Genomic DNA, 24,832 nt, shown 5'->3' with positions numbered 1-24,832 from the left:
CCATTTATTCCAAACTGAACTTCGGGTAGTTCTCAGCAAAATAGCGACGTAAGTACTCCACGGTAATACGGATTTTTGCCGACGTCGCCAGACGTGACACATAAACAGCCCAAATATTTGCTGGTTGATAATAGTCAGGCAATATCTGAACCAGATGCCCACTGGCGATGTTATCGCAGACATCCCACCATGAGCGTAGCGCAATCCCCTGACCATCCACACACCATTGGTGAACAATTTCGCCATGATTGGAGGAGAGCGGCCCCGTCACCTTGATCGAGTGCACGCCCTCTTTGTTACGCATCTGCCAGATGCCAAATGGATGATCGCGCTCTTTAATCACCAGGCAGGGCAACGTGGACAGATCGTTCAGTTGTTTCGGTGTACCGTGCTGCGCCACAAACTCGGGTGATGCGCATAATATTCGATAATTGGTCGCCAGCTTACGTGCGATCAAATTGGGTGCAATATCATCCCCGATACGAATATCAAGATCGACACCTTCATTAACCAGATCGACTAACCGATCCTCAACGTCAAACCGCAACTCCAGCTGCGGATACTCTTTTGCCAGCGCTGACAACGCTGGAGCCACGACACGGCGACCAAAACCAAAGCTGCTGATAATACGTAACATCCCCTGCGGGATCTGCCGGACATCGGACAGCTCATCCATCATCTGATCCACATCCTGCAGGATCCGCTGGGCCCATTCGTAGATCCGTTCCCCTTCCTCCGTGATGGTGACACGCCGTGTCGTACGGTGTAACAACACCACGTTCAGTGTCTGTTCCAGCAACGCAACACGCTTGCTGATAAAAGCGGGCGAAACGCCTAGCTCCTCAGCAACCGCGGCAAAACCCGCGCGGCGGGCAACCAGCATAAAGACGCGTAAATCATTTAACAGCGGCAGATTATTCATGATCTGTGTTTTATGTTTCACCAGTTGGAGGGATTAACTATTAATCAGTCAATTATAGGATAAGGGGAAAGTCAATTTTGATGGCGTACAAGTGAGAGCTGCTATGAAGAAAACCTGTCGTATTGCCGCTATCCCCGGAGATGGCATTGGTAAAGAAGTCCTGCCTGAAGGCATTCATGTGTTACAGGCAGCCGCCGAACGCTGGGACCTGTCGCTCAGCTTTGAGCAAATGGAATGGGCCAGCTGCGAGTACTATACGCATCACGGCAAGATGATGCCGGATGACTGGCATGAACAGTTGAAATCCTTCGACGCTATCTACTTTGGTGCCGTTGGCTGGCCGGACACTGTACCGGATCACATCTCACTATGGGGCTCGTTACTCAAGTTTCGTCGTGAGTTCGATCAATACGTCAACCTGCGTCCGGTACGCCTGTTTCCTGGTGTTCCTTGCCCATTGGCGGGTAAGAAACCCGGCGACATTGATTTCTACGTTGTGCGTGAAAATACCGAAGGCGAGTATTCATCACTGGGCGGGCGCGTAAGCGAGGGTACCGAACATGAAGTGGTCATTCAGGAGTCGGTCTTCACGCGTCGTGGCGTTGATCGCATTTTGCGTTACGCGTTTGAACTGGCACAGAGCCGTCCGCGTAAAACGCTGACCTCGGCCACCAAATCAAACGGCCTGGCCATCAGCATGCCTTACTGGGATGAACGCGTTGAAGCAATGGCCGCCCAGTACCCTGAAATCCGCTGGGATAAACAGCATATCGACATTCTGTGCGCCCGTTTTGTCATGCAACCGGAGCGTTTTGATGTGGTGGTCGCCTCTAACCTGTTTGGCGACATCCTGTCCGACTTAGGGCCAGCCTGCACTGGCACGATTGGCATTGCCCCCTCGGCAAACTTAAATCCGCAACGAACCTTCCCATCGTTGTTCGAACCGGTCCACGGTTCGGCCCCGGATATCTACGGCAAGAATATTGCGAACCCAATTGCCACCATCTGGGCTGGTGCGATGATGCTGGATTTCCTTGGCAACGGAGAAGCGAATTATCAGGCCGCCCACGATGGCATTCTGGCTGCGATTGAACAGGTGATTGCCAGCGGCCCTAAAACGCCGGACATGAAAGGCAATGCCACCACGCAACAGGTAGGTGACGCTATCTGCCGGGCACTACGTTAGAGGTCAAACCACGAAATATGAACCGCGTCACTGACGCGGTTTTTTTATGTGTTCTGTGCGTCAAATAACCTGCGTGAATTCACTTTTTATTATTTCCGTTCCGTGTTTTATTGCTTCACGCATCAGGCAATTGTTTAATTCATGTAAAGAACAAATAATAAAATTGTTAAATACGAAGCGACAAAATCTTACCCTACAGCATGATAACAACGACAGGCTAATGCCAAACGCGGGCGACTATGCCCAGGAGATCATCCATGTTGAGCAACGTAAAGAAAAAAGATGTGCCACTGATAGCCATCAGCCTGGTGGCTATTCTTTTTATCGCCGCCACACTCAGTCTCTTCCCTCAGCAGTCTGCACAAGTAGCGAATACCATTTTTAACGGCGTCACTCGCATGCTGGGTTCCGCCGTGCAGATCCTGGTCCTCATGGCTATGGGGCTGGTTGTCTGGCTGGCCACCAGCAAATACGGCAATATTCGCCTCGGTGAAGGTAAAGCAGAATACAGTACGCTTTCCTGGCTGTTTATGTTTATTTGCGCCGGATTAGGCTCCTCCACGCTCTACTGGGGTGTTGCTGAGTGGGCCTATTACTACCAAACGCCGGGTCTGAACATCGCCCCACACTCACAAAAAGCGCTGGAATTCAGTCTGCCCTACTCCTTTTTCCATTGGGGGATCAGCGCGTGGGCGACCTACACACTGGCCTCGTTAACCATGGCCTACCATTTCCATGTGCGTAAAAATAAAGGTTTGAGCCTGTCCGGGATAATTGCCGCTATCACCGGCGTTCATCCACAGGGCGTATGGGGAAGACTGGTCGATTTGATGTTCCTGATCGCCACCGTCGGCGCGTTAACCATCTCCCTGGTCGTTACCGCTGCAACCTTCACCCGTGGTTTATCAGCACTTACCGGTTTACCGGATAACTTTACGGTGCAAGCCTTTGTGATCCTGTTCTCTGGCGGCATCTTCTGCCTCAGCTCCTGGATTGGCATCAACAATGGTCTGCAACGTCTGAGCAAGATGGTGGGCTGGGGGGCATTTTTACTGCCGTTGGTGGTACTGATTGTCGGCCCAACCGAGTTCATCACCAATAACATCATCAACGCTATCGGCCTGACGACACAAAACTTTTTGCAGATGAGCCTGTTTACCGACCCGCTCGGTAACGGTGAGTTTACCCGCAACTGGACGGTGTTCTACTGGCTGTGGTGGATCTCCTACACCCCGGGCGTCGCTATGTTTGTGACGCGCGTTTCTCGCGGGCGCAAAATCAAAGAGGTTATCTGGGCATTAATCCTTGGCAGTACCGTCGGCTGTTGGTTCTTCTTCGGGGTGATGGAGAGCTACTCTATCCATCAGTTTGTCAATGGCGTGATTGATATCCCGCAGATCATGGCAACGCAGGGCGGAGAAACGGCGGTGCAGCAGGTACTGATGTCACTGCCTGCCGGGAAGCTGTTCCTGGTCGCGTATCTGGCCATCATGATTATTTTCCTTGCCTCGCATATGGATGCTGTGGCCTACACCATGGCCGCCACCAGCACACGTAACCTACAGGAAGGGGAAGATCCTGAACGAGGTTTACGTCTGTTCTGGTGTGTGGTTATCACATTGATTCCATTATCCATTTTATTCACCGGTGCGTCTCTGGAAACAATGAAGACCACGGTGGTACTGACCGCCCTTCCCTTCCTCGCCATCCTGTTGGTGAAGGTCGGCGGTTTTCTGCGCTGGGTACGGCAGGATTATGCCCATGTTCCTGCTCACCAAATCGAAAGTCATCTTCCCGAAGCACCGGTCGACGCGCCCGTCACGCCACCGGCTGGGACACTACTCAAAGGCGGCAATTAAGCGCCAGTAAAAAAATCCTCTTACTCACAAATTAAAGGTAATCCGATGAGCAATCTGAGCCCTGAGTTTATTCTGCCGCAAAATTTTTGTGCCAATCCGCAGGACGCCTGGACTATCCCGGCACGGTTCTATACCGACCAGCAGGCTTTTGAACACGAACAAGAGAACGTGTTTGCCAAAAGCTGGATTTGTGTTGCTCACAGCAGCGAACTGGCAAAGCCAAATGACTATGTCACGCGTGAAGTGATTGGTGAGAACATCGTGCTGGTGCGTGGTCGCGATAATGTACTGCGCGCATTCTACAACGTCTGCCCGCATCGTGGTCATCAACTGCTGAGCGGCGAAGGGAAAGCCAAAAACGTGATTACCTGCCCCTACCACGCGTGGGCGTTCAAACTTGATGGCAATCTGGCGCATGCGCGTAACTGTGAAAACGTCGCCAACTTTGACAGTGAAAAGGCGCATCTGACACCAGTACGACTCGAAGAATATGCCGGTTTTGTCTTCATCAATATGGACCCGAACGCCGGTAGCGTTGAAGATCAGCTTCCGGGACTGGCTGCTAAAGTCGTCGAGGCCTGCCCTGACGTGCACGATCTGAAACTCGCCGCGCGTTTCACTACCCGCACGCCGGCCAACTGGAAAAATATCGTTGATAACTATCTGGAGTGCTACCACTGCGGTCCGGCCCACCCTGGTTTTTCCGACTCAGTACAGGTTGACCGTTACTGGCATACCATGCACGGCAACTGGACGCTGCAATACGGTTTTGCCAAACCCTCTGAACAGTCATTTAAGTTCGAAGAAGGTGTTGATGCTGCGTTCCACGGCTTCTGGTTGTGGCCGTGCACCATGCTCAACGTCACGCCAATCAAAGGCATGATGACCGTTATTTATGAATTCCCGGTGGATGCAGAAACCACGCTGCAAAACTACGACATCTATTTCACTAATGAAGAGCTGACCGAAGAGCAAAAAGCGCTGATCGAATGGTATCGCAGTGTCTTCCGCCCTGAGGATTTACGTCTGGTTGAGAGCGTACAAAAAGGTCTGAAATCACGTGGCTATCGTGGACAGGGACGCATTATGGCGGATACCAGCGGTAGCGGAATCTCCGAACATGGCATTGCCCATTTCCATAATCTGGTCGCTCAGGTGTTTCAGGAATAATCCGCGAAGGAGTTCGATATGACCGTTTTTCAGACTTCACTTTTTCGCCAGCAGGCGTTTATCGCCGGACACTGGTGTGATGCCGATGACAGTAACACGTTGCCGGTCAGCAACCCGGCAACAGGGGCCATTCTGGGGCTGATTCCCAACATGGGAACATCGGAGGCGCAACGCGCCATTGATGCCGCATCTCAGGCGCTACCGGCCTGGCGGGCAATGACCGCAGCCCAACGTTCCACGTTGCTTAAAGCCTGGCACCATTTAATTCTCGACAACAAAACGGCGCTGGCGCAAATCATGACCGCCGAGCAGGGCAAGCCGCTGGCTGAGGCGGAAGGAGAGATTGTCTATGCCGCGTCGTTTATTGAGTGGTTTGCCGAGCAGGCTAAACGTACTAATGGCGAGATTATCCCCTCGCCTGCGGCGGATAAGCGGTTGATGGTGATCCGTCAGGGTATTGGTGTCTGCGCGGCAATTACACCATGGAACTTCCCTGCGGCAATGATCACCCGCAAAGCCGGTCCCGCGCTGGCCGCAGGTTGTACGATGGTAGTAAAACCGGCCAACGAAACACCGTTTACCGCTCTGGCGCTGGCAGAACTTGCACGTCAGGCCGGTATTCCGGCAGGTGTTATCAATGTCGTGACCGGAAAGTCTCGCGAAATTGGTGCATTGTTCACCGCTGACGATCGCGTACGCAAACTGTCGTTTACCGGCTCTACCGAGGTAGGGCGCGTACTGATGCGCCAGTGTGCCGACTCTATCAAAAAGGTCTCACTGGAGCTGGGCGGCAATGCGCCATTTATCGTATTTGAGGACGCGGATCTCGACAAAGCCGTTGAAGGCGCGCTGGTGGCTAAATTCCGCAATGCCGGACAAACCTGCGTTTGCGTGAACCGTTTTTACATTCATCAGGCTGTTTATGACGCGTTTTGTGAGAAATTCGTGGCCCGGGTCGCCGCGCTGAAAGTCGGCAACGGTGAGCAACCCGGCGTACAAATCGGTCCGCTAATCAATACCGCTGCCGTAGACAAAGTGCAGTCGCTTCTCGATGACGCGCTGACGCGGGGCGCCACGCTGTTAACCGGGGGGCAACGCCACGCGCTGGGAGGAAACTATTTTACGCCCACCGTCATCGGCAACGTGCAGCCGGGCACGCAGTTGCTCCAGGAAGAGATATTCGGACCGGTCGCCGCGCTGGTGAAATTTGAAGATGAACAGGATGTGATCCGCCAGGCAAATGACACCATTTATGGACTGGCATCCTACTTCTACAGCAATGATGCCGCGCGCATCTGGCGTGTTTCTGAGCAACTGGAGTATGGCATGGTCGGGATTAATACCGGACTGATCTCGAATGAAGTCGCCCCGTTCGGGGGTGTGAAGCAGTCAGGGTTGGGGCGAGAAGGTTCCGAACACGGTATCGAAGATTACCTGGAAATGAAATATCTCTGCCAGGGGCTGTAACGACAGATTCCGGCGCGCCGGGTAACCCGCGCCGGACAGATTTTTTAGGGAGTGCCGCAATGTCTGAATATCAAATGCGAGAAGTTCAGGTCAGTCAGATTGAAACGATTACCGCGCATGTAAAGCGCTTCACCTTAACGGCTGCCTCAGGCGATCTGTTGCCTGCGTTCCAGGGCGGCAGCCATATTATCGTGCAAATGCGCGATGGCGAAAATCTCTATAGCAATGCGTACTCGCTGATTAGCTCGCCGTTCGATACCCGCACCTGGCAAATTGCTGTGCGCCTGGAGGAGAATTCCAAAGGCGGTTCACGATACCTGCATCAGCAGGTCAAACCCGGCGATACGCTGACGATTTCCACGCCCAATAATCTTTTTGCCCTCGAACCGCAGGCGCAAAAGCATCTGTTAATTGCTGGCGGCATTGGTATTACGCCCTTCCTGTCGCAGATCCCGGAACTCGAAAACGCCCAGGCACAGTGGCAGCTACATTACTGTTCACCCAGCCTGGAAAACTGCGCGTTTCATGATGAACTGAAACAGCACCACCAGGCCGATCGCATTCATCTGCATCTTTCGAGCGAAGGCACACGCCTCGACCTGGCTCGTCTGCTGGCCGATGTAGAACCCGGCACCCACATTTATACCTGCGGCCCGGCAGTGCTTAACGATGCCGTAAGACGCGAGGCCGCCCGCCACGGTCTGGATAGCAATACGCTGCATTTTGAGCAATTTGCGCTAGAGGATAAGAGCGGTGATGCGTTCACCCTCGTGCTGGCACGTTCCGGACGTGAGTTTGTCGTTCCGCAAGAGATGACTATTCTGCAGGTTATCGAAAATAACAAAGCTGCCAGAGTCGAGTGTCTGTGCCGTGAAGGCGTGTGCGGTACCTGCGAGACGGCGATTCTTGAAGGGGAAGCGGATCACCGCGATCAATACTTTAGCGACGACGAAAAAGCCAGCCAGCAGAGCATGCTTATCTGCTGTTCACGCGCCAAAGGCAAACGCCTGGTGCTTGATTTGTAGAATTTAACCGACCGGATAAGCGATGGACAATACCCGGTCGGCCTGCTCGCTTACTGCGGATAGTCCAGCAGCAGCGCCCTGAGGCGGTCGGCCATCAGTTCGCCACGCCAACCGGAAATCAGCTCCGGCAGGGACGCCTGCGGCTTTAATTTCCAGTGCCAGTTGAGCAACTGGTTGATTTGACGACGCGAAGCAAGGAGTTCCACGCTAAGATTCTGCTCCGCACTCACGTCGGCCACCAGGGCTTTAATGGCTTTGAATGCCTTGCGATAACCCGGCATATCCATCAGATTCAGCAACGGTTGCGGCAAGGCTTCTTCCGGCATTGCCTGCGCTTTCTCGACCAGTGAAATCAGCGTCTTGCCATGGAAACGAATTTCACTACCTGAGAGACCCAGGCTATCCAGTTCCCCCAGACTTCCCGGCATATAGCGGGCAACCGCCCACAGATGTTCTTCGCGCACCACGAAGTTCACTGCCAAATCACGCTCACGCGCTTTGCGCAACCGCCAGTCGGCCAGGAGTTGCAGGCAAGCGAGCTGACGGGTACGCAACTGCCAGGCATTGGTAATTTCTCGCCACGCATCTTCAGGCGCCAGAATTTCCTGACGACGCTGTTGCATCAAACGACATTCGTCCAGCGCAGCGGGCAACCAGCCGGACGCATCAGTTTCTGCCATCAGCTTTGTGGTGATCGGTAATAAATACCAGACATCTGCCGCCGCATACTCGCACTGCCGCTCGGTCAGCGGTCTGGCCAGCCAGTCGGTGCGCGATTCACTTTTATCCAGCGCCACCCCGGTGAACTCTTCCACCATCGCAGCAAAGCCCCACGACAGTGGGCGTCCACAAAAGGCGGCCAGAATCTGGGTATCGATCAGTGGTTGCGGGAGTTCACCAAACGTGTTGAGAAACACTTCCAGGTCTTCACTTCCGGCATGCAGAAATTTAGTGATCGCAGTGTCACGCAGGATATCGCGCAGCGGCGACCAGTCGGTTATCCCAAGCGGGTCAATCAGAGCAACGTGTTTGCCATCAAACAGCTGGATCAGCCCCAACTGCGGGTAGTAGGTACGCGTGCGAACAAATTCTGTATCCAGGGCTATCGCCGGAAATTCACGGACGGCTTCGCACAGCGTGGCTAACGCGTCGTCCGTAGTGATCATTTGATAATTCAAATCGTGCTCTCTTAGGTTTTCGCCAAAAAAAACGCCGGATTATCCGGCGCTTTCTGCTGGCTGTCTTAACGCTCAGCCTTTATTGTCCACTTTGCCGCGGGCTTCGTCACGTAATTCTCGTCGCAAAATTTTACCGACGTTAGATTTCGGCAACTCATCACGAAATTCCACCAGTTTCGGAACTTTGTAGCCCGTCAGTTGACGACGGCAAAAAGTAACCAGCGCTTCATCGGTTAACGAAGCATCCTTCTTCACCACAAAGATTTTTACCGCCTCACCGCTACTGCCCGACGGTACGCCGACGGCAGCCACCTCCTGAACGCCAGGGTGCTGCATGACGACATCTTCAATTTCGTTCGGATAAACGTTAAAACCCGACACCAGGATCATATCTTTCTTACGATCGACAATACGCAGGAAGCCTTCGTCGTCCATCACTGCGATATCACCCGTGTGCAACCAGCCATTTTTGACAATTTCATCGGTCGCATCCGGGCGTTGCCAGTAGCCCAGCATCACCTGTGGCCCTTTAACACACAGTTCGCCCGGCTCTCCCGGCGGAACTTCATTGTCGTCATCGTCAACCAGTTTGACCTCGGTAGACGGAACCGGTAACCCGATACTGCCGCTATGATAGTCGATATCGTGCGGGTTAACGCTTACCAGTGGAGCACACTCGGTCAGACCATAACCTTCCAGCAGATATTGGCCGGTCAGCTTCACCCAGCGTTCTGCCACCGCCTGCTGAACGGGCATACCGCCCCCAGCAGACAGGTGCAACGACGAAAAGTCCAGTTGCTGGAACTCCTTGTTATTCAGCAACGCGTTAAACAACGTATTGACGCCGGTCATCGCGGTAAACGGGTATTTTGCCAGCTCTTTCACCAACCCCGGAATATCACGCGGGTTAGTGATCAGCAGATTTTGTCCACCCAGTTCAATAAACAGCAGGCAGTTCATGGTGAGCGCGAAAATGTGGTACAGCGGTAGCGCCGTCACCACCAGCTCTTTACCCGGATGCAGCAACGGTCCGTATGTGGCATTAACCTGCTCCAGGTTAGCCAGCATGTTACGGTGCGTGAGCATTGCGCCTTTCGCCACACCGGTGGTACCACCGGTATACTGCAGGAAAGCCAAATCTTCAGACACGACTTCCGGCTTCACATACTGCATGCGGTAACCGTTTTGCAGCGCACTGCGAAATGAGATGGCATCCGGCAGGTGATATTTTGGCACCAGACGCTTGATATACTTCACGACGAAGTTAACCAGCGTCCCTTTCGCGGTCGACAACTGATCGCCCATACGCGTGAGGATCACGTGTTGAACCGAGGTCTTATCGACCACTTTCTCCAGCGTGTGAGCAAAGTTAGAGACGATGACGATCGCCGAGGCACCGCTATCGTTGAGCTGATGTTCCAGCTCGCGGGGCGTGTACAACGGGTTAACGTTCACCACAATCATGCCGGCACGTAAAATCCCAAACAGTGCAACGGGATATTGCAACAGGTTGGGCATCATCAGCGCCACGCGATCGCCCTTTTTCAGTCCAAGTCCTTGTTGCAAATAAGCCGCAAATGCCCGACTGCGCTCTTCGAGCTTGCGGAAGGTCATCACCTCCCCCATGTTCATAAACGCAGGCTGATCGGCATAGCGCCTTACTGAGTGTTCGAAGAGTTCCACCAGGGATTGATAACGGTCAGGATTGATCTCCGCGGGAACACCTGCGGGATAACGGTTAAGCCAAACCTTTTTCAATACATCACCTCTAAAATGCGTATTCGTCGTCATCACAACCCCAGGCAATAAACAAACTGTTAACATAATATTAACTCAGCGTACCAGTTTGTTTATTACACAACGACAAGGTTGCGAAGCACGTCACTATTTATTTTTCTTATATCCACGTTAATGCAGAAACAGCGGACGAGCCGCTGTTTCTTTTACCATTAAAACAATGAGTTACTCTGTTACTATGGTCTGAACCTGTGCGGGGCCAGGATTGTACCATCCCCATCCACCGTAGCCACCGTAGCCACCGTAAGGCCAGCCACGCGCACCGTAGAACCAGGGGTCAATCGGCTGCGGAGGCATCACAATCTGCTGGGTAATATGCCAGCGTTTATAACCGGTTACCTGCATCAGCATGAACTTATACGGTGTACTACCAATTTTTCCGTCCACTGTTCCGCTAATCGGTCCGACTACGGTGACCAGTTGACCACGAAAATCTACCGGGTCGAGGAAGCCGTTAACATCGGCATAAATTCGCCCGCGTGACGCTTCGCCCAGAATCGGTCGTGCCCCGCTGTCGAGCGGCATGGTGGCGATCTCCAGTCGGGATTTCCCTTGCTGGTTTTGAATATCCACCACTTTACCGCCAAAACGAGCTTCTTGTCCGACGTACAACTGCGGCGCATTCATCACCCGCACCAGATCCTGCTGCGGTGTCGGGCTCGAACCTTTAATCGCATCCGGGATGGTGACACAGCCGCTTAGCGATAACGCTAATACGCCTGCCAGTACACCTTTCATTAACTGCTTTTGGACCACCATGTTGCGACTCCCTTTTCTTAGCGCCTGCCCCGGCACGTTCAGACAACTGCACATCGGCGGCTGTTCGTATTAACCGGGGGATTTACTACTAAGATTCATTCTTTACCAGGAAGTTTCTTCCACGCCACGGTGTTACGTAAATAAACCGGTTCAGCATGTTCAACAGCCACGGTCTTGCCGCATGCCAGCATTTGCGTCGCGACAGGCAGCATATCTTCTGCCGCTGGCAGCAATACGTCGCCCTCGTTCAGCGTCAGACCACTGTCTTTGCCGAGTTCAGGCCAGGCTGGCCAGCCCGTGCCAACGGTTACCCAGTCGCCAGAAAGCTGCAGCAGGCGATCGTGTACCTGCTCCGGCGTTAACACCGCTTCTGTCTCTTCGCCGCGCCAGATACCATCTTCATCACGCTGATATTCAGCCCAGTACACCTCACCCATACGCGCATCAATCGCTGCCAGCACGCGTGTCGCACCGGATTTACGCCAGGCACCCTGTGCCATTGTCGCCAGAGTAGAAACCCCGATCATCGGTAAATTCGCCCCTAACGCCAGCCCCTGAGCGATACCAATACCGATGCGTACACCGGTGAAACTGCCGGGACCGCGACCAAATGCCAGGGCATCAATATCGGTGAGCGTTAAATCGCCAGCGGCCAGGATATCCTGGACCATCGGCAAAATTCGTTGGGTATGTTCTCGTGGGCAAAGCTCGAAGTGAGCCTTAATAGTACCGTCATTCCACAGGGCAACAGAGCACGCCTCTGTGGCGGTATCGATAGCCAGAATTCGCATGGGTATTTGTGATCAGATCAATAAATTTGGCGCGTATCTTACCACACTCCGTAACAAATTACTCAGCCGATGGTATCGCAAGAAAGCGAACAGCACGCGCAATATCACGCGTACGGGGCGCAGGCGGAAGGCTTGCCAGGAAGGTCGCGCCATAAGGTCGCATCACCAGGCGGTTATCACAAATCACCAGCACACCACGGTCGTCAGCATCACGGATCAGTCGCCCTACCCCCTGTTTCAGCGTGATAACCGCATCCGGGAGCTGAACCTCTTCGAAAGGATCGCCGCCGCGCAGGCGGCAGTCTTCCATCCGCGCTTTTAACAGCGGATCGTCCGGGGAGGTAAACGGCAATTTATCGATAATCACCAGCGACAGCGTATCGCCACGCACGTCTACCCCTTCCCAGAAACTACTGGTAGCAACCAGCAAGGCATTCCCTGCGCTGACAAACTGCTGTAGCAGTTGCCCTTTACTGGTTTCGCCCTGTAAAAGTACGGGAAGCGTCATGGTGGCGCGGAATTGCTCCGCCAGATCGCGCATCATTGCATGCGAGGTACACAGCATAAAGCAGCGCCCGTTGTTCGCTTCAATAATAGGGCGCAGCATAGCGGCCAGTTGACGCGCCGCGCCCGGCTGGTTGGTTTGCGGCAGATTGCGTGGTACGCACAGCAGTGCCTGACGCGTGTAATCAAAGGGGCTCGGCAGCAGCATCGACTCGGCTTCATCAATGCCCAACCGCGCCGTAAAATGGTGGAGATCGTCGTTTACCGACAATGTCGCGGAGGTGAATATCCAGCACCCCGGCTTTTGTTCCATCACTTCTTTGAATTTGTCAGCCACGGTAAGCGGCGTTAATGCGAGCGTAAAATGCCGGGAGGTACATTCATACCAGTAGCTGAATCCTGGCTGGTTGATCTCTTTCAGGCGTTTTAATCGGGCACGGTACAGCGTGGCGCGCTCAAACGCGGCATCCAGCAGCGCAGAACGCCCAAGGGACAATTTCGCCACGTCGTAGCACAGCTCCAGGGTGTCATCAAGCAGTAGAAACGCCCGTTGCACACGTTGGTCAGCCAACAGTTCTCGTAGGTTTCCACGATAGCCGGGCTCGCCGAGCTGTAAGCGAAAGTCCTGTGCGCTTTGCGCCAGACGATCGGCGCATTTTTGTAGCTGCTGGGTGTCTTTCAATTCTGTGCGATACGCAATCGTAATGTCTTTCGCCAGATCGAGTAGTTGCCGGCTGGAGAGTGATTGACCAAAGTACTGGCTGGCGATATCCGGTAGCTGATGGGCTTCATCGAAGATCATCACATCTGCCTCGGGGATTAATTCACCAAATCCACTCTCTTTCACCACCATATCGGCGAGAAACAGATGATGGTTGACCACCACCACATCGGCATCCATCGCTTTTTTACGGGCTTTGACGACGAAACACTCTTTATACAGCGGGCAGTCGCTGCCAAGACAGTTGTCGTTAGTGCTGGTCACCAGTGGCCAGGCCTGTGAATCTTCCGCCACGCTGACGCAGGTGCTGATATCGCCATCAAGGGTTTGATTTGACCATGAACGCAGAAGGATGACGTCGCTTAACGTTTGTACCGGCAGATCGCCACCCGCCAGCGCCTGCTGTTCGAGGCGTTCCAGACACAGGTAGTTGGAGCGCCCTTTTAGCAGCGCCAGTTTACCGGTGAACTTCAGGGCTTTTGCGACGGTCGGGAGGTCGCGGCTGTAAAGCTGATCCTGCAACGCTTTCGAACCCGTCGACACGATCACTTTCTTGCCAGCACGAAGCGCCGGGGCGAGATAAGCGTAGGTTTTACCTGTGCCAGTGCCGGCTTCTACAACAAGCGGTTGTGATTTTTCAATGGCATGACTGACAGCAATCGCCATCTGTCGCTGTGGTTCACGCGGTTTAAAACCCGGTATCGCTTTAGCCAATTGACCGTCTGCTGCAAAATCGTCCGTCACACTGCCCCCTGTTCATTTGAACAGGGATTATGTCAGGCCAGCGGGTCTTTCGCCAGTTGAAGAGGTGACGCGGGCGCAACATTATGGCAGTCTTGGCGCAATCTGAAGCCCATGAAGAAAAATGTAAATAAGGAATGATTTATGACGATTGTGCGCATTGATGCCGAAGCACGTTGGTCTGACGTGGTTATCCATAACAACACGTTGTACTACACCGGCGTACCGGAGAACCTGGACGCAGATGCCTTTGAACAAACTGCAAATACGCTGGCACAAATTGATGCGGTGCTGGAAAAACAGGGTAGCAACAAGTCACGAATCCTTGATGCCACCCTTTTTCTGGCAGACAAAAGTGATTTTGCCGCCATGAATAAAGCCTGGGATGCGTGGGTCGTTGCCGGTCACGCGCCGGTACGTTGTACGGTACAGGCCGGATTGATGAACCCGAAATACAAAGTCGAGATCAAGATTATCGCTGCGGTTTAAGCAACGTTACTCGTCTTCATCTTCAAAACGCGCCACGATCCGTTCACCGGTATGGCTGGCGCGTAGCTCTTCAGCAACCAGAGCAATCGCTTGTCCGCTGCTCATCCCCTGCGACATCAGTTCCTGAATACGCTCTACCGCTTTTTGCTGCTGCTCATGACTGAGTGAAGGTAAACCTGCAAACATTGTTAACTCCTGCTAAATTGTCTGCGCTAATTATTTCATGCTACCGGGCAGTTAGCCAGTAGAGTAGCAACGAGTCAGGACTGATGAAGACGTTATCTCCCGCAGTAATCACATTACCCTGGTGTCAAAACGCCGCTGAACGCTATTTTTCGACCTTAAGCCATCTCCCTTGGGCGATGCTGTTACATTCAGGTGATGCCGATCATCCGCATAACCGTTTTGATATTCTGGTCGCCGATCCCGTTGCGACACTGGTCACGCGTGCTCTGGAGACAGTGGTCAAGGACAGGCAAGGCATTTTGCGCACGCCTGATGACCCGATGGCAGTATTACAGTCAACGCTAACCGCCCTGGCTATTCAGCCCGATTATCATCCCGACCTCCCGTTCCAGGGCGGCGCACTGGGCCTGTTTGGCTACGATCTGGGCCGCCGCTTTGAATCGCTGCCGAATATCGCCGAATGCGATATCGCCCTGCCGGATATGGCCGTCGGTATCTATGACTGGGCGTTGATTATCGATCACCAGCTACAGACTATATCACTGCTTAGCCATAGCGATGTGCATGCCCGTCTGGCCTGGCTTGAAAATCAACTGCCGCCGGTAAGCGAGCCCTTTACATTAACGTCGGCATGGCACTCGAATATGAGCCGTGAGCAATACGGCGAAAAGTTTCGTCAGGTGCAGCAGTATCTGCACAGCGGCGACTGCTATCAGGTCAACCTGGCCCAACGTTTTCAGGCGCAGTATCAGGGCGATGAATGGCAAGCGTTTGTCCAGCTCAATCGTGCCAACCGCGCGCCATTCAGTGCGTTTATACGCCTGGAAGACGGGGCGATCCTCAGCCTGTCACCGGAGCGCTTTATCCAACTGGAAAATCAGCATATCCAGACGCGCCCCATCAAAGGCACGCTACCCAGACTGGACGATCCTGATGCCGATCGCCAGCAAGCCGACACGCTGGCAAATTCACCAAAGGATCGGGCGGAAAACCTGATGATCGTCGATTTGATGCGTAACGATATCGGACGCGTCGCCGTTCCAGGCTCGGTTAAGGTTCCGGAACTGTTTGTGGTTGAACCCTTCCCGGCCGTACATCATCTGGTCAGTACCATCACCGCACGTTTGCCGCAGACGCTGCACGCGACCGATCTATTACGTGCCGCCTTCCCAGGTGGCTCCATTACGGGCGCACCAAAAGTGCGGGCAATGGAAATTATTGATGAGCTGGAGCCACAACGTCGTAACGCCTGGTGCGGCAGCATCGGTTATCTGAGCTTTTGCGGCAATATGGATACCAGTATCACCATTCGCACCCTGACAGCGACCGGCGGACAGTTGTACTGTTCAGCTGGCGGCGGCATTGTAGCGGACAGTCAGGAAGACGCGGAATATCAGGAAACATTTGATAAAGTGAATCGTATTTTGCATCAACTGGAGAACTGACACGTGGAAAACAGCAGCCTGACGCTTGATGATTTTTTATCACGTTTTCAACTCCTGCGCCCGCAGGTAAATCATGATGCGCTAAACCAACGCCAGGCCGCCGTACTGATCCCTATCGTCCGTCGTCCACAGCCGGGGTTGCTATTGACTCAGCGCTCCGTTCATTTGCGAAAACATGCCGGGCAGGTCGCCTTTCCTGGGGGCGCGGTGGACAGCAGCGATGCTTCGCTGATTGCCGCCGCACTGCGCGAAGCCCAGGAAGAAGTGGCAATTCCGCCTTCATCCGTTGAGGTCATTGGCGTGCTGCCGCCGGTCGATAGTGTGACCGGGTTCCAGGTCACACCGGTGGTGGGCATCATCCCGCCCAATTTACCGTATCGAGCCAGTGAAGATGAGGTTTCAGCGGTGTTTGAAATGCCGTTGGCGCAAGCCCTGCATTTAGGTCGTTACCATCCCCTCGATATCTACCGTCGTGGCGATTCACATCGCGTATGGCTTTCCTGGTATGAGCAATATTTCGTCTGGGGAATGACTGCCGGAATAATTCGTGAGCTGGCGCTGCAAATTGGCGTGAAGCCCTGACTATACTTATCTTTACGCACACCATAGACAACTTGAAACTCAGGTCACAACATTAGTAAAACCGCGGTTATCTATTAGTTTAATTCATGTGAATAGTTAAGCCGATCGCCGCGTTCCCTCTTACACTATGCGCAGTTATAACATCGTTACTGGAAAGCCCAGTCGCCCTGTAGGAGTATTATCGTGATTAGTCTATTCGACATGTTTAAGGTGGGGATTGGTCCCTCATCTTCCCATACCGTAGGGCCTATGAAGGCGGGTAAACAGTTCGTCGATGACCTGGTCGAAAAAGGATTACTGGACAGCGTTACCCGTGTTGCCGTCGACGTGTATGGTTCACTGTCGCTCACGGGTAAAGGTCACCACACCGATATCGCCATTATTATGGGTCTGGCGGGCAATGAGCCTGCTACCGTTGACATTGACAGCATCCCCGGATTTATCCGCGATGTAGAAGCACGTGGACGCCTGCTGCTTGCGCAGGGTCAACACGAAGTGGATTTCCCACAGAATGACGGCATGCGTTTTCACAACGGCAATTTGCCGTTGCATGAAAACGGAATGCAGATCCATGCGTACAACGGCGAAACCGTTATTTACAGCAAAACGTACTATTCCATTGGCGGTGGATTCATCGTTGATGAAGAACATTTTGGCCAGGATGCAGCGAATGAGGTCAGCGTACCTTATCCGTTCAAATCCGCGACCGAAATGCTGGAATACTGCAACAGCACCGGTCTGTCTCTCTCTGGCATGGTGATGCAGAACGAACTCGCACTGCACAGCAAGAAAGAGATTGAAGAGTACTTTGGCAACGTCTGGCAAACCATGCAGGCCTGTATCGATCGTGGGATGAACACCGAAGGCGTTCTGCCTGGACCGCTGCGCGTTCCTCGTCGTGCCTCCGCCCTGCGTCGTATGTTGGTCTCCAGCGACAAGCTCTCCAACGATCCGATGAACGTGATCGACTGGGTGAACATGTTTGCGCTGGCCGTTAACGAAGAAAACGCTGCAGGTGGCCGCGTAGTAACAGCACCTACTAACGGTGCCTGCGGGATCGTGCCTGCCGTTCTGGCTTACTACGATCACTTTATTGAATCTGTCAGCCCGGATATCTACACCCGTTATTTCCTGGCGGCGGGGGCAATTGGTGCGTTGTACAAGATGAACGCCTCTATCTCTGGCGCCGAAGTAGGCTGCCAGGGTGAAGTCGGCGTGGCATGTTCCATGGCTGCTGCAGGTCTGGCAGAACTGTTAGGCGCGAGCCCTGAACAGGTGTGTATTGCTGCCGAAATCGGTATGGAGCACAACCTGGGCTTAACCTGCGACCCGGTTGCCGGACAAGTGCAGGTTCCGTGCATCGAACGTAACGCTATTGCGTCCGTGAAGGCGATTAACGCCGCACGTATGGCGATGCGTCGTACCAGCGCACCGCGCGTCTCGCTGGATAAAGTCATCGAAACCATGTACGAAACAGGCAAAGATATGAACGCCAAATACCGCGAAACATCACGCGGTGGCCTGGCAATCAAAGTCCAGTGTGACTAATACTTAATTTTCGCCCATCTGCGACGGATGGGCGAATTTACCCCTTCTCGCTCGTCTACTGTAATTTTCCCCACTACACTTGCTCTGTTGCTGTTGGCTTCTGGGACCAACGGCTTATCGGGCGGCCCGCATGCAAACAGCACAACGGATCATTCAAAACTATCGCCGTAATCGCTTAATCGTCTGCACAATATGTGCACTACTGACGCTCATCCTCACATTAACGGTCCGATTTATTTCGGAGCGTAATATAAACCACCGTTACACCGTCACTTTTGCTAATCATGCCGTTGAAGCACTGGATGATGTGCTGCTCCCACTGCAGGCCGGGCGCGATATGCTGCTCCCGTTGATTGGTCTTCCCTGCTCGGTGGCGCGTTTACCCTTGAGCAAGCATGCTGCCAGACTACAAACAGTGCGCTCCATCAGTCTGATTCAGGGGGGGATTCTTTATTGCTCCAGTATCTTTGGCTATCGCAATGTGCCTATCCGCCAAATTCAACCTGAATTACCAAGCCGGGAGGCACAACTGCTGTTGTCCACCGACCATTCGCTGATTAAAGGTAGCCCCATTCTGACGCAGTGGTATCCGGCCTCCGCGGATGGCGAAAATGGGGTGCTGGAAATCGTCAATATTGATTTATTGTCGACCATGCTGCTGGAACCCCAGCCACCGCAAATCACCAACGCCAGTTTAACCGTCGGTAACCGCCACCTGCTCTACGGACAAGGTGTTGTCGAGACCTTGCCTGCACTGAACGATGAAAAACGTTATCAGCTTTCATCGCAACATTTCCCCTTCACGATCAGCGTCACCGGCCCAGGCGCCAGTGAATTAGCGATGAAACATCTGCCTACACAACTACCGCTGGCAGTGATCCTGAGCCTGTTGGTGGGATACCTTGCCTGGCTGGCAACCGCCAGCAGGATGAGTTTTTCCTGGGAGATTAATCTGGCTCTCGCGGCACACGAGTTCGAGTTGTTTTGTCAGCCACTGCTGAACGCGCAGACCCAGCAATGTATGGGTGTAGAAATTCTGTTACGCTGGAACAACCCACGCCAGGGCTGGATTTCGCCGGAAGTATTTATTCCTATCGCCGAAGAGCACAACCTGATTGTCCCTCTTACCCGTCATGTCATCGCAGAAACCATTCAGCAACGACACGTTTTTCCGATGAGTAGCCAGTTTCATATCGGTATCAATGTTGCCGCCAGCCATTTCCGCCACGGTACGCTGTTAAAAGACCTCAATCAGTACTGGTTCAGCCAGCATCCCATCCAGCAACTGGTTATTGAATTGACCGAACGCGATGCCTTACTGGATGTGGATTATCGGATCGTGCGCGAGTTGAATCGCCTCGGCGTTAAGCTGGCGATTGACGATTTTGGTACCGGAAACAGTTCACTCTCCTGGCTGGAAAAATTGCGCCCGGATGTGTTGAAAATTGATAAATCATTTACTTCGGCGATCGGAACCGACGCCGTGAATTCAACCGTCACAGACATCATTATCGCGCTGGGAAAAAGACTGAATATCGAACTGGTGGCTGAAGGCGTAGAAACGCAGGCACAGGCGCAGCATTTACGCCGTCATGGCGTACATTTATTGCAAGGTTTTTTGTATGCGAAGCCGATGCCGCTGCGCGATTTTCCCAAATGGCTGGCGGGCAGTACACCACCACCCGCCAGGCATAACGGGCGCCATATCATGCCCATTATGCCGTTTCGCTAACCCCGTTTACTCGTCTTCGTCGTGAGCGGGTTGTTCTTTAACAATGCGAACTAAATCCACACGATAGTCATTGGCTTCGACAATCGTAATGCTCAGCGGTGCGACCTCAATAACATCACCGACACGCGGGATGTGACCGTTAGCCGCAATCACCAGCCCTGCTACGGTGGCGATGTCTTCGTCCTCATCCACCAGCGTATCCACGTCCAGCGCCTGTTGCAGCGCGTGCAGGTCGGTTCCCCCTTTCACCAACCAGCCACCGGCATCAGCAATGATTTCAGGGGTTTCATCGGCATCCGGGAACTCACCCGCAATCGCTTCTAATACGTCCAGCGGTGTTACCAGCCCCTGCACCACACCAAATTCGTTAGTAACGATGACAAAACTACCGCGGGCACGACGTAGTACGCCTAACAGATTAATCGGGTCCAGCGTTTCCGGGACGACAATTGCCGGCAAGGCAGACGCAATCGCTGCAACATCCACACCGTCTTCCAGCGCCACCAGCAGCTCTTTAGCACGCACGATACCGATTATTTCATCAAGCTCGCCACGACACACCGGGAACAGGCTGTGTGGAGAAGAAAGCAACTGTTCGCGAATTTCCGCTACGCTCAGATCGGCGTCGACCCAACTAATTTCACCACGTGGAGTCATGATGCCGCGTAATGAGCGGGATGCCAGTGAGAGAACACCGTTGATCATATAGCGCTCTTCTTCCACAAACGCGCCTTCCGGGACCGGTACGGGCACTTGATTGTCAGATTCCATCTGCACGCTGGCCTGACGTTTACCGCCCATCAGACGCAAGATTGCATCCGCAGTACGCGCACGCAGCGGCAGTGTCGACTGGTGGCGAATAAAGTTACGACGGGCAATCTGGTTAAACAGTTCGATAATAATGGAGAAGCCAATCGCCGCGTACAGATAACCTTTCGGAATATGGAAGCCAAAGCCTTCGGCAACCAGGCTCAGACCAATCATCAGCAGGAAGCTCAGACACAGCACCACCACCGTCGGATGTTGGTTCACAAATCGCGTCAGCGGCTTCGACGCCAGCAGCATCACCGCCATCGCAATAACCACCGCCGCCATCATCACCGGCAGATGGTTGACCATACCGACTGCAGTAATGACCGCATCCAGCGAGAACACCGCATCGAGGATAACAATCTGCGTCACCACGACCCAGAAACTCGCATAGCCTTTTGTCTGGCCGGTATCATGTTCACGGTTTTCCAGCCGCTCATGCAGCTCTGTCGTAGCCTTGAACAAGAGGAAGATACCCCCCAGCAGCATAATCAGATCGCGCCCTGAGAACGCATAGTCCATTACCGTAAACAGCGGTTTCGTCAGCGTTACCATCCACGAAATCACGGACAACAAGCCCAGACGCATAATCAGCGCCAGTGACAAACCGATTAAACGCGCTTTATCTCGCTGTTTCGGCGGCAGCTTATCAGCCAGGATCGCAATGAAGACCAGGTTATCGATACCCAAAACAATTTCGAGAACGACAAGCGTGAGCAAACCCACCCAAATCTGCGGGTCCATTAAGAGTTCCATGACAAGCTCCTGCTTAAGGAATGACCAAACTGCGCCCTGAACATCTCAGGCGTTAAAGCGATATGCAGAGAAAATTTGTGGCAAAAAGTGCCAATCTGGCAGGCGCAAAGCGGCCTGATGGTGAAATGACGTCGGTGACGATCCATATGGTGGGCTACTGCCCTATACTCCTGAGTAATTAAACAGATGCTAAACATAACAGAGACAACCGGTTTTTAGCAAAGATTTACCTTCCTTTGCAATAAGTTGTTTCGGAGATATTTCACCCTTCGAAATTTCTTATGATCGGAAGTTAAATTACGGATCTTCATCACATAAAATATTTTTTTCGATATCTAAAATAATTCACGAAAATCATAGGTTTTTCTTTGTAACCCTTATCTGAATCGATTCGATTGCGGACGAGCGATTCAAAATGCATCTTCACGTTGATGTGTTAACGATAATAAAGGAGGTAGCAAGTGACCATTGCTATTGTAATAGGCACACATGGTTGGGCTGCAGAGCAGTTACTTAAAACAGCAGAGATGTTGTTAGGCGAGCAGGAAAACGTCGGCTGGATCGATTTCGTTCCAGGCGAAAATGCCGAAACGCTGATTGAAAAGTATAACGCTCAGTTGGCAAAACTGGATACCAGTAAAGGCGTGCTGTTTCTCGTTGACACATGGGGAGGCAGCCCGTTTAACGCTGCGAGCCGCATTGTCGTCGATAAAGAGCATTACGAAGTTATCGCAGGCGTGAACATTCCCATGCTGGTCGAAACCTTCATGGCGCGTGACGACAACCCCAGCTTCGATGAATTAGTCGCACTGGCGGTTGAAACGGGTAGCGAAGGCGTAAAAGCACTGAAAGCAAAACCTGTTGAAAAAGCCGCACCTGCCCCCGTCGCAGCACCTAAGGCAGCGGCACCCGCGAAACCGATGGGCCCGAACGACTATATGCAGATCGGCCTCGCGCGTATCGATGACCGTTTAATCCACGGTCAGGTGGCAACCCGCTGGACCAAAGAAACCAACGTAACGCGCATTATTGTCGTCAGCGATGAAGTCGCCGCTGATACCGTGCGTAAAACGTTGCTGACCCAGGTCGCACCGCCAGGCGTTACAGCACACGTGGTTGATGTCGCGAAAATGATCCGCGTCTATAACAACCCGAAATACGCCGGTGAGCGTGTAATGCTGCTGTTCACCAACCCTACCGATGTAGAACGCATCGTTGAAGGTGGCGTAAAAATTACCTCTGTTAACATTGGCGGCATGGCATTCCGCCAGGGTAAAACGCAGGTAAACAACGCGATTTCGGTGGATGAAAAAGACATCGAAGCCTTCAAGAAACTCAACGAACGCGGTATTGAACTCGAAGCCCGTAAGGTTTCTACCGATCAGAAACTGAAAATGATGGATTTGATTGCCAAGGCGAAATAACCACCTGGCATTTACTTAGTTTTCACACTTAAGTCTGTATAGCAATAGGAGAAGTACAATGGAGATTACCACTCTTCAGATTGTGCTGGTGTTCATCGTCGCATGTATCGCGGGTATGGAGTCGGTACTCGATGAATTTCAGTTCCACCGTCCATTGGTGGCCTGTACGCTGATTGGTGCCGTTCTCGGGGATATGAAAACCGGTATTATCATCGGTGGTACCCTGGAAATGATCGCTCTGGGCTGGATGAACATCGGTGCTGCGGTTGCGCCTGATGCCGCGCTGGCTTCCATTATCTCTACCGTTCTGGTTATTGCCGGTCACCAAAGTATCGGTGCTGGTATCGCGCTGGCTATCCCGCTGGCAGCAGCAGGCCAGGTTCTGACCATTATCGTTCGTACCATCACCGTAGCCTTCCAGCACGCGGCGGATAAGGCGGCCGAAAACGGCAACCTGACGGCGCTCTCCTGGCTGCACGTGTCCTCCCTGTTCCTGCAGGCTATGCGTATTGCTATCCCAGCGGTAATCGTAGCGATTTCTGTCGGTACCAGTGAAGTTCAGAGCATGCTGAACGCGATTCCGGAAGTCGTTACCGGCGGCCTGAATATTGCGGGTGGCATGATCGTCGTGGTCGGTTATGCGATGGTCATCAATATGATGCGCGCAGGCTACCTGATGCCGTTCTTCTACCTTGGCTTCGTCACCGCGGCATTTACTAACTTCAACCTGGTTGCTCTGGGTGTGATTGGTGCCGTAATGGCCATCCTCTACATTCAGTTGAGCCCGAAATATAACCGCGTAGCCGGTGCGCCAGTACAGGCGGCGGGTAACAACGATCTTGATAACGAACTGGACTAGCAGGTGAGCGAAATGGTTGATATGACTAAAACTACCACCGAGAAAAAACTCACTCCGAGTGACATTCGTGGCGTGTTCATTCGTTCTAACCTGTTTCAGGGTTCATGGAACTTCGAACGTATGCAGGCGCTGGGTTTCTGTTTCTCCATGGTGCCGGCTATCCGCCGCTTGTACCCGGAAAACAACGACGCACGTAAGCAGGCTATTAAGCGTCACCTGGAATTCTTTAACACCCATCCCTATGTAGCGGCTCCAGTACTGGGCGTTACGCTGGCGATGGAAGAACAACGTGCAAACGGCGCAGAGATTGACGATGGTGCCATCAACGGTATCAAAGTGGGTCTGATGGGGCCGCTGGCAGGCGTGGGTGACCCGATATTCTGGGGTACAGTGCGTCCGGTTTTTGCCGCGCTCGGCGCGGGTATCGCAATGAGCGGTAGCCTGCTTGGGCCACTGCTGTTCTTTATCCTGTTCAACCTGGTACGTCTGGCAACCCGCTATTACGGTGTGGCCTACGGCTACCGTAAAGGTGTCGATATCGTTAAAGATATGGGCGGCGGCTTCCTGCAGAAACTGACTGAGGGGGCGTCAATCCTCGGCCTGTTTGTTATGGGGGCCTTGGTTAACAAGTGGACGCACGTAAACATCCCGCTGGTGGTTTCCACTATCACCGGTCAGGATGGCCAGACACGCGTGACCACCGTGCAGACAATCCTTGACCAGCTGATGCCGGGCCTGGTTCCTCTGCTGCTAACCTTCGCCTGCATGTGGCTTCTGCGTAAAAAAGTGAACCCGCTGTGGATTATCGTTGGCTTCTTCGTCATCGGTATCGCGGGCTACGCTGTCGGCCTGCTCGGCCTGTAAGACTGTTGTACATCACC

General features: G+C 53.1%; 22 protein-coding genes. 13 read left to right on the top strand and 9 right to left on the bottom strand.

Going from position 1 to position 24,832, the window contains the following annotated elements; translation table 11 throughout:
* Positions 1–4: 4 nt before the first annotated feature.
* Positions 5–922: a LysR family transcriptional regulator gene (locus tag RYZ59_RS21995; RefSeq protein ID WP_318050727.1), complete on the bottom strand. Its 918-nt coding sequence runs from the start codon at positions 920–922 to the stop codon at positions 5–7.
* Positions 923–1,025: 103 nt separating this feature from the next.
* On the opposite strand from RYZ59_RS21995, the gene RYZ59_RS21990 reads away from it, so the two are divergent.
* From RYZ59_RS21990 to RYZ59_RS21970, 5 genes are all read left to right on the top strand, one after another.
* Positions 1,026–2,108, top strand: a complete 1,083-nt coding sequence (locus RYZ59_RS21990; RefSeq protein ID WP_318050725.1) for a tartrate dehydrogenase — start codon at positions 1,026–1,028, stop codon at positions 2,106–2,108.
* A gap of 257 nt (positions 2,109–2,365) precedes the next feature.
* Positions 2,366–3,967: a BCCT family transporter gene (locus RYZ59_RS21985; protein ID WP_137381643.1), complete on the top strand. Its 1,602-nt coding sequence runs from the start codon at positions 2,366–2,368 to the stop codon at positions 3,965–3,967.
* Positions 3,968–4,012: 45 nt separating this feature from the next.
* Positions 4,013–5,137, top strand: a complete 1,125-nt coding sequence (gene yeaW, locus RYZ59_RS21980) for a carnitine monooxygenase, oxygenase subunit YeaW (RefSeq protein WP_318050723.1) — start codon at positions 4,013–4,015, stop codon at positions 5,135–5,137.
* 18 nt (positions 5,138–5,155) lie between these two features.
* Complete coding sequence (locus tag RYZ59_RS21975; protein ID WP_318050721.1) at positions 5,156–6,604, top strand: NAD-dependent succinate-semialdehyde dehydrogenase; 1,449 nt, start codon at positions 5,156–5,158, stop codon at positions 6,602–6,604.
* 59 nt (positions 6,605–6,663) lie between these two features.
* A complete protein-coding gene (locus tag RYZ59_RS21970; RefSeq protein WP_318050719.1) occupies positions 6,664–7,629 on the top strand; it encodes a PDR/VanB family oxidoreductase in 966 nt (321 codons plus the stop codon).
* 50 nt (positions 7,630–7,679) lie between these two features.
* On the opposite strand, the gene rnd is transcribed toward RYZ59_RS21970, so the two are convergent.
* The 5 genes from rnd to RYZ59_RS21945 form a co-directional block, all read right to left on the bottom strand.
* Positions 7,680–8,795 carry a ribonuclease D gene (gene rnd, locus RYZ59_RS21965; RefSeq protein WP_318050717.1) on the bottom strand — a complete coding sequence of 372 codons (1,116 nt, stop codon included), beginning with the start codon at positions 8,793–8,795 and terminating at the stop codon, positions 7,680–7,682.
* Between the two features lie 84 nt (positions 8,796–8,879).
* Positions 8,880–10,565: a long-chain-fatty-acid--CoA ligase FadD gene (fadD, locus tag RYZ59_RS21960; RefSeq protein ID WP_318050715.1), complete on the bottom strand. Its 1,686-nt coding sequence runs from the start codon at positions 10,563–10,565 to the stop codon at positions 8,880–8,882.
* A 204-nt stretch (positions 10,566–10,769) separates the two neighbouring features.
* Entirely contained in the window at positions 10,770–11,363 is a 594-nt protein-coding gene (locus tag RYZ59_RS21955) for a Slp family lipoprotein (protein ID WP_318050713.1), read from the bottom strand.
* Between the two features lie 95 nt (positions 11,364–11,458).
* Positions 11,459–12,154 carry a tRNA (adenosine(37)-N6)-threonylcarbamoyltransferase complex dimerization subunit type 1 TsaB gene (gene tsaB, locus RYZ59_RS21950; protein ID WP_318050712.1) on the bottom strand — a complete coding sequence of 232 codons (696 nt, stop codon included), beginning with the start codon at positions 12,152–12,154 and terminating at the stop codon, positions 11,459–11,461.
* 58 nt (positions 12,155–12,212) lie between these two features.
* Positions 12,213–14,123 carry an ATP-dependent DNA helicase gene (locus RYZ59_RS21945; protein WP_202038440.1) on the bottom strand — a complete coding sequence of 637 codons (1,911 nt, stop codon included), beginning with the start codon at positions 14,121–14,123 and terminating at the stop codon, positions 12,213–12,215.
* Between the two features lie 141 nt (positions 14,124–14,264).
* Here RYZ59_RS21945 and RYZ59_RS21940 point away from each other — a divergent pair, with 141 nt between their 5' ends.
* On the top strand, positions 14,265–14,609 hold the full coding sequence (locus RYZ59_RS21940; RefSeq protein ID WP_042307863.1) for a RidA family protein: 345 nt from the start codon (positions 14,265–14,267) through the stop codon (positions 14,607–14,609).
* 6 nt (positions 14,610–14,615) lie between these two features.
* Here the strand turns inward: RYZ59_RS21940 and RYZ59_RS21935 are convergent, their stop codons facing one another.
* Positions 14,616–14,795 (bottom strand): YoaH family protein, encoded by a 180-nt coding sequence (locus tag RYZ59_RS21935; protein WP_003020986.1) that lies wholly within the window; start codon positions 14,793–14,795, stop codon positions 14,616–14,618.
* 83 nt (positions 14,796–14,878) lie between these two features.
* Here RYZ59_RS21935 and pabB point away from each other — a divergent pair, with 83 nt between their 5' ends.
* The 4 genes from pabB to RYZ59_RS21915 all read left to right on the top strand — a co-directional run bounded on the left by pabB (position 14,879) and on the right by RYZ59_RS21915 (position 20,102).
* Positions 14,879–16,240: an aminodeoxychorismate synthase component 1 gene (pabB, locus tag RYZ59_RS21930; protein ID WP_318050708.1), complete on the top strand. Its 1,362-nt coding sequence runs from the start codon at positions 14,879–14,881 to the stop codon at positions 16,238–16,240.
* Positions 16,241–16,243: 3 nt separating this feature from the next.
* Positions 16,244–16,822 (top strand): CoA pyrophosphatase, encoded by a 579-nt coding sequence (locus tag RYZ59_RS21925; RefSeq protein ID WP_318050706.1) that lies wholly within the window; start codon positions 16,244–16,246, stop codon positions 16,820–16,822.
* 183 nt (positions 16,823–17,005) lie between these two features.
* Complete coding sequence (sdaA, locus tag RYZ59_RS21920) at positions 17,006–18,370, top strand: L-serine ammonia-lyase (protein ID WP_202038438.1); 1,365 nt, start codon at positions 17,006–17,008, stop codon at positions 18,368–18,370.
* A gap of 130 nt (positions 18,371–18,500) precedes the next feature.
* Complete coding sequence (locus tag RYZ59_RS21915) at positions 18,501–20,102, top strand: EAL domain-containing protein (protein ID WP_202038437.1); 1,602 nt, start codon at positions 18,501–18,503, stop codon at positions 20,100–20,102.
* 6 nt (positions 20,103–20,108) lie between these two features.
* Here RYZ59_RS21915 and yoaE read toward each other — a convergent pair whose 3' ends face one another.
* Positions 20,109–21,668 carry a CNNM family cation transport protein YoaE gene (gene yoaE / locus RYZ59_RS21910; RefSeq protein WP_318050704.1) on the bottom strand — a complete coding sequence of 520 codons (1,560 nt, stop codon included), beginning with the start codon at positions 21,666–21,668 and terminating at the stop codon, positions 20,109–20,111.
* Positions 21,656–21,814 (bottom strand): protein YoaL, encoded by a 159-nt coding sequence (locus RYZ59_RS24850; RefSeq protein ID WP_411961761.1) that lies wholly within the window; start codon positions 21,812–21,814, stop codon positions 21,656–21,658. The genes yoaE and RYZ59_RS24850 overlap by 13 nt, the downstream gene beginning before the upstream one ends.
* 315 nt (positions 21,815–22,129) lie before the next feature.
* On the opposite strand from RYZ59_RS24850, the gene manX reads away from it, so the two are divergent.
* From manX to RYZ59_RS21895, 3 genes are read left to right on the top strand one after another with little or no spacing between them, the layout of a single operon-like run.
* A complete protein-coding gene (manX, locus tag RYZ59_RS21905; RefSeq protein ID WP_005122176.1) occupies positions 22,130–23,092 on the top strand; it encodes a PTS mannose transporter subunit IIAB in 963 nt (320 codons plus the stop codon).
* Positions 23,093–23,150: 58 nt separating this feature from the next.
* Positions 23,151–23,951 (top strand): PTS mannose/fructose/sorbose transporter subunit IIC, encoded by an 801-nt coding sequence (locus RYZ59_RS21900; RefSeq protein WP_005122174.1) that lies wholly within the window; start codon positions 23,151–23,153, stop codon positions 23,949–23,951.
* A 12-nt stretch (positions 23,952–23,963) separates the two neighbouring features.
* The gene (locus RYZ59_RS21895) at positions 23,964–24,815 is read left to right on the top strand and encodes a PTS mannose transporter subunit IID (protein WP_003833769.1); all 852 of its coding nucleotides are present in this window, start codon (positions 23,964–23,966) and stop codon (positions 24,813–24,815) included.
* The last annotated feature ends 17 nt before the right edge of the window (positions 24,816–24,832 follow it).

It is taken from the genome of Citrobacter sp. HN-141 (assembly GCF_033341895.1).
Taxonomy (GTDB): Bacteria; Pseudomonadota; Gammaproteobacteria; order Enterobacterales; family Enterobacteriaceae; genus Citrobacter.
The sequence above is the reverse complement of the archived record's forward strand: the minus strand, read 5'-3'. Positions and strand labels throughout refer to the sequence as shown.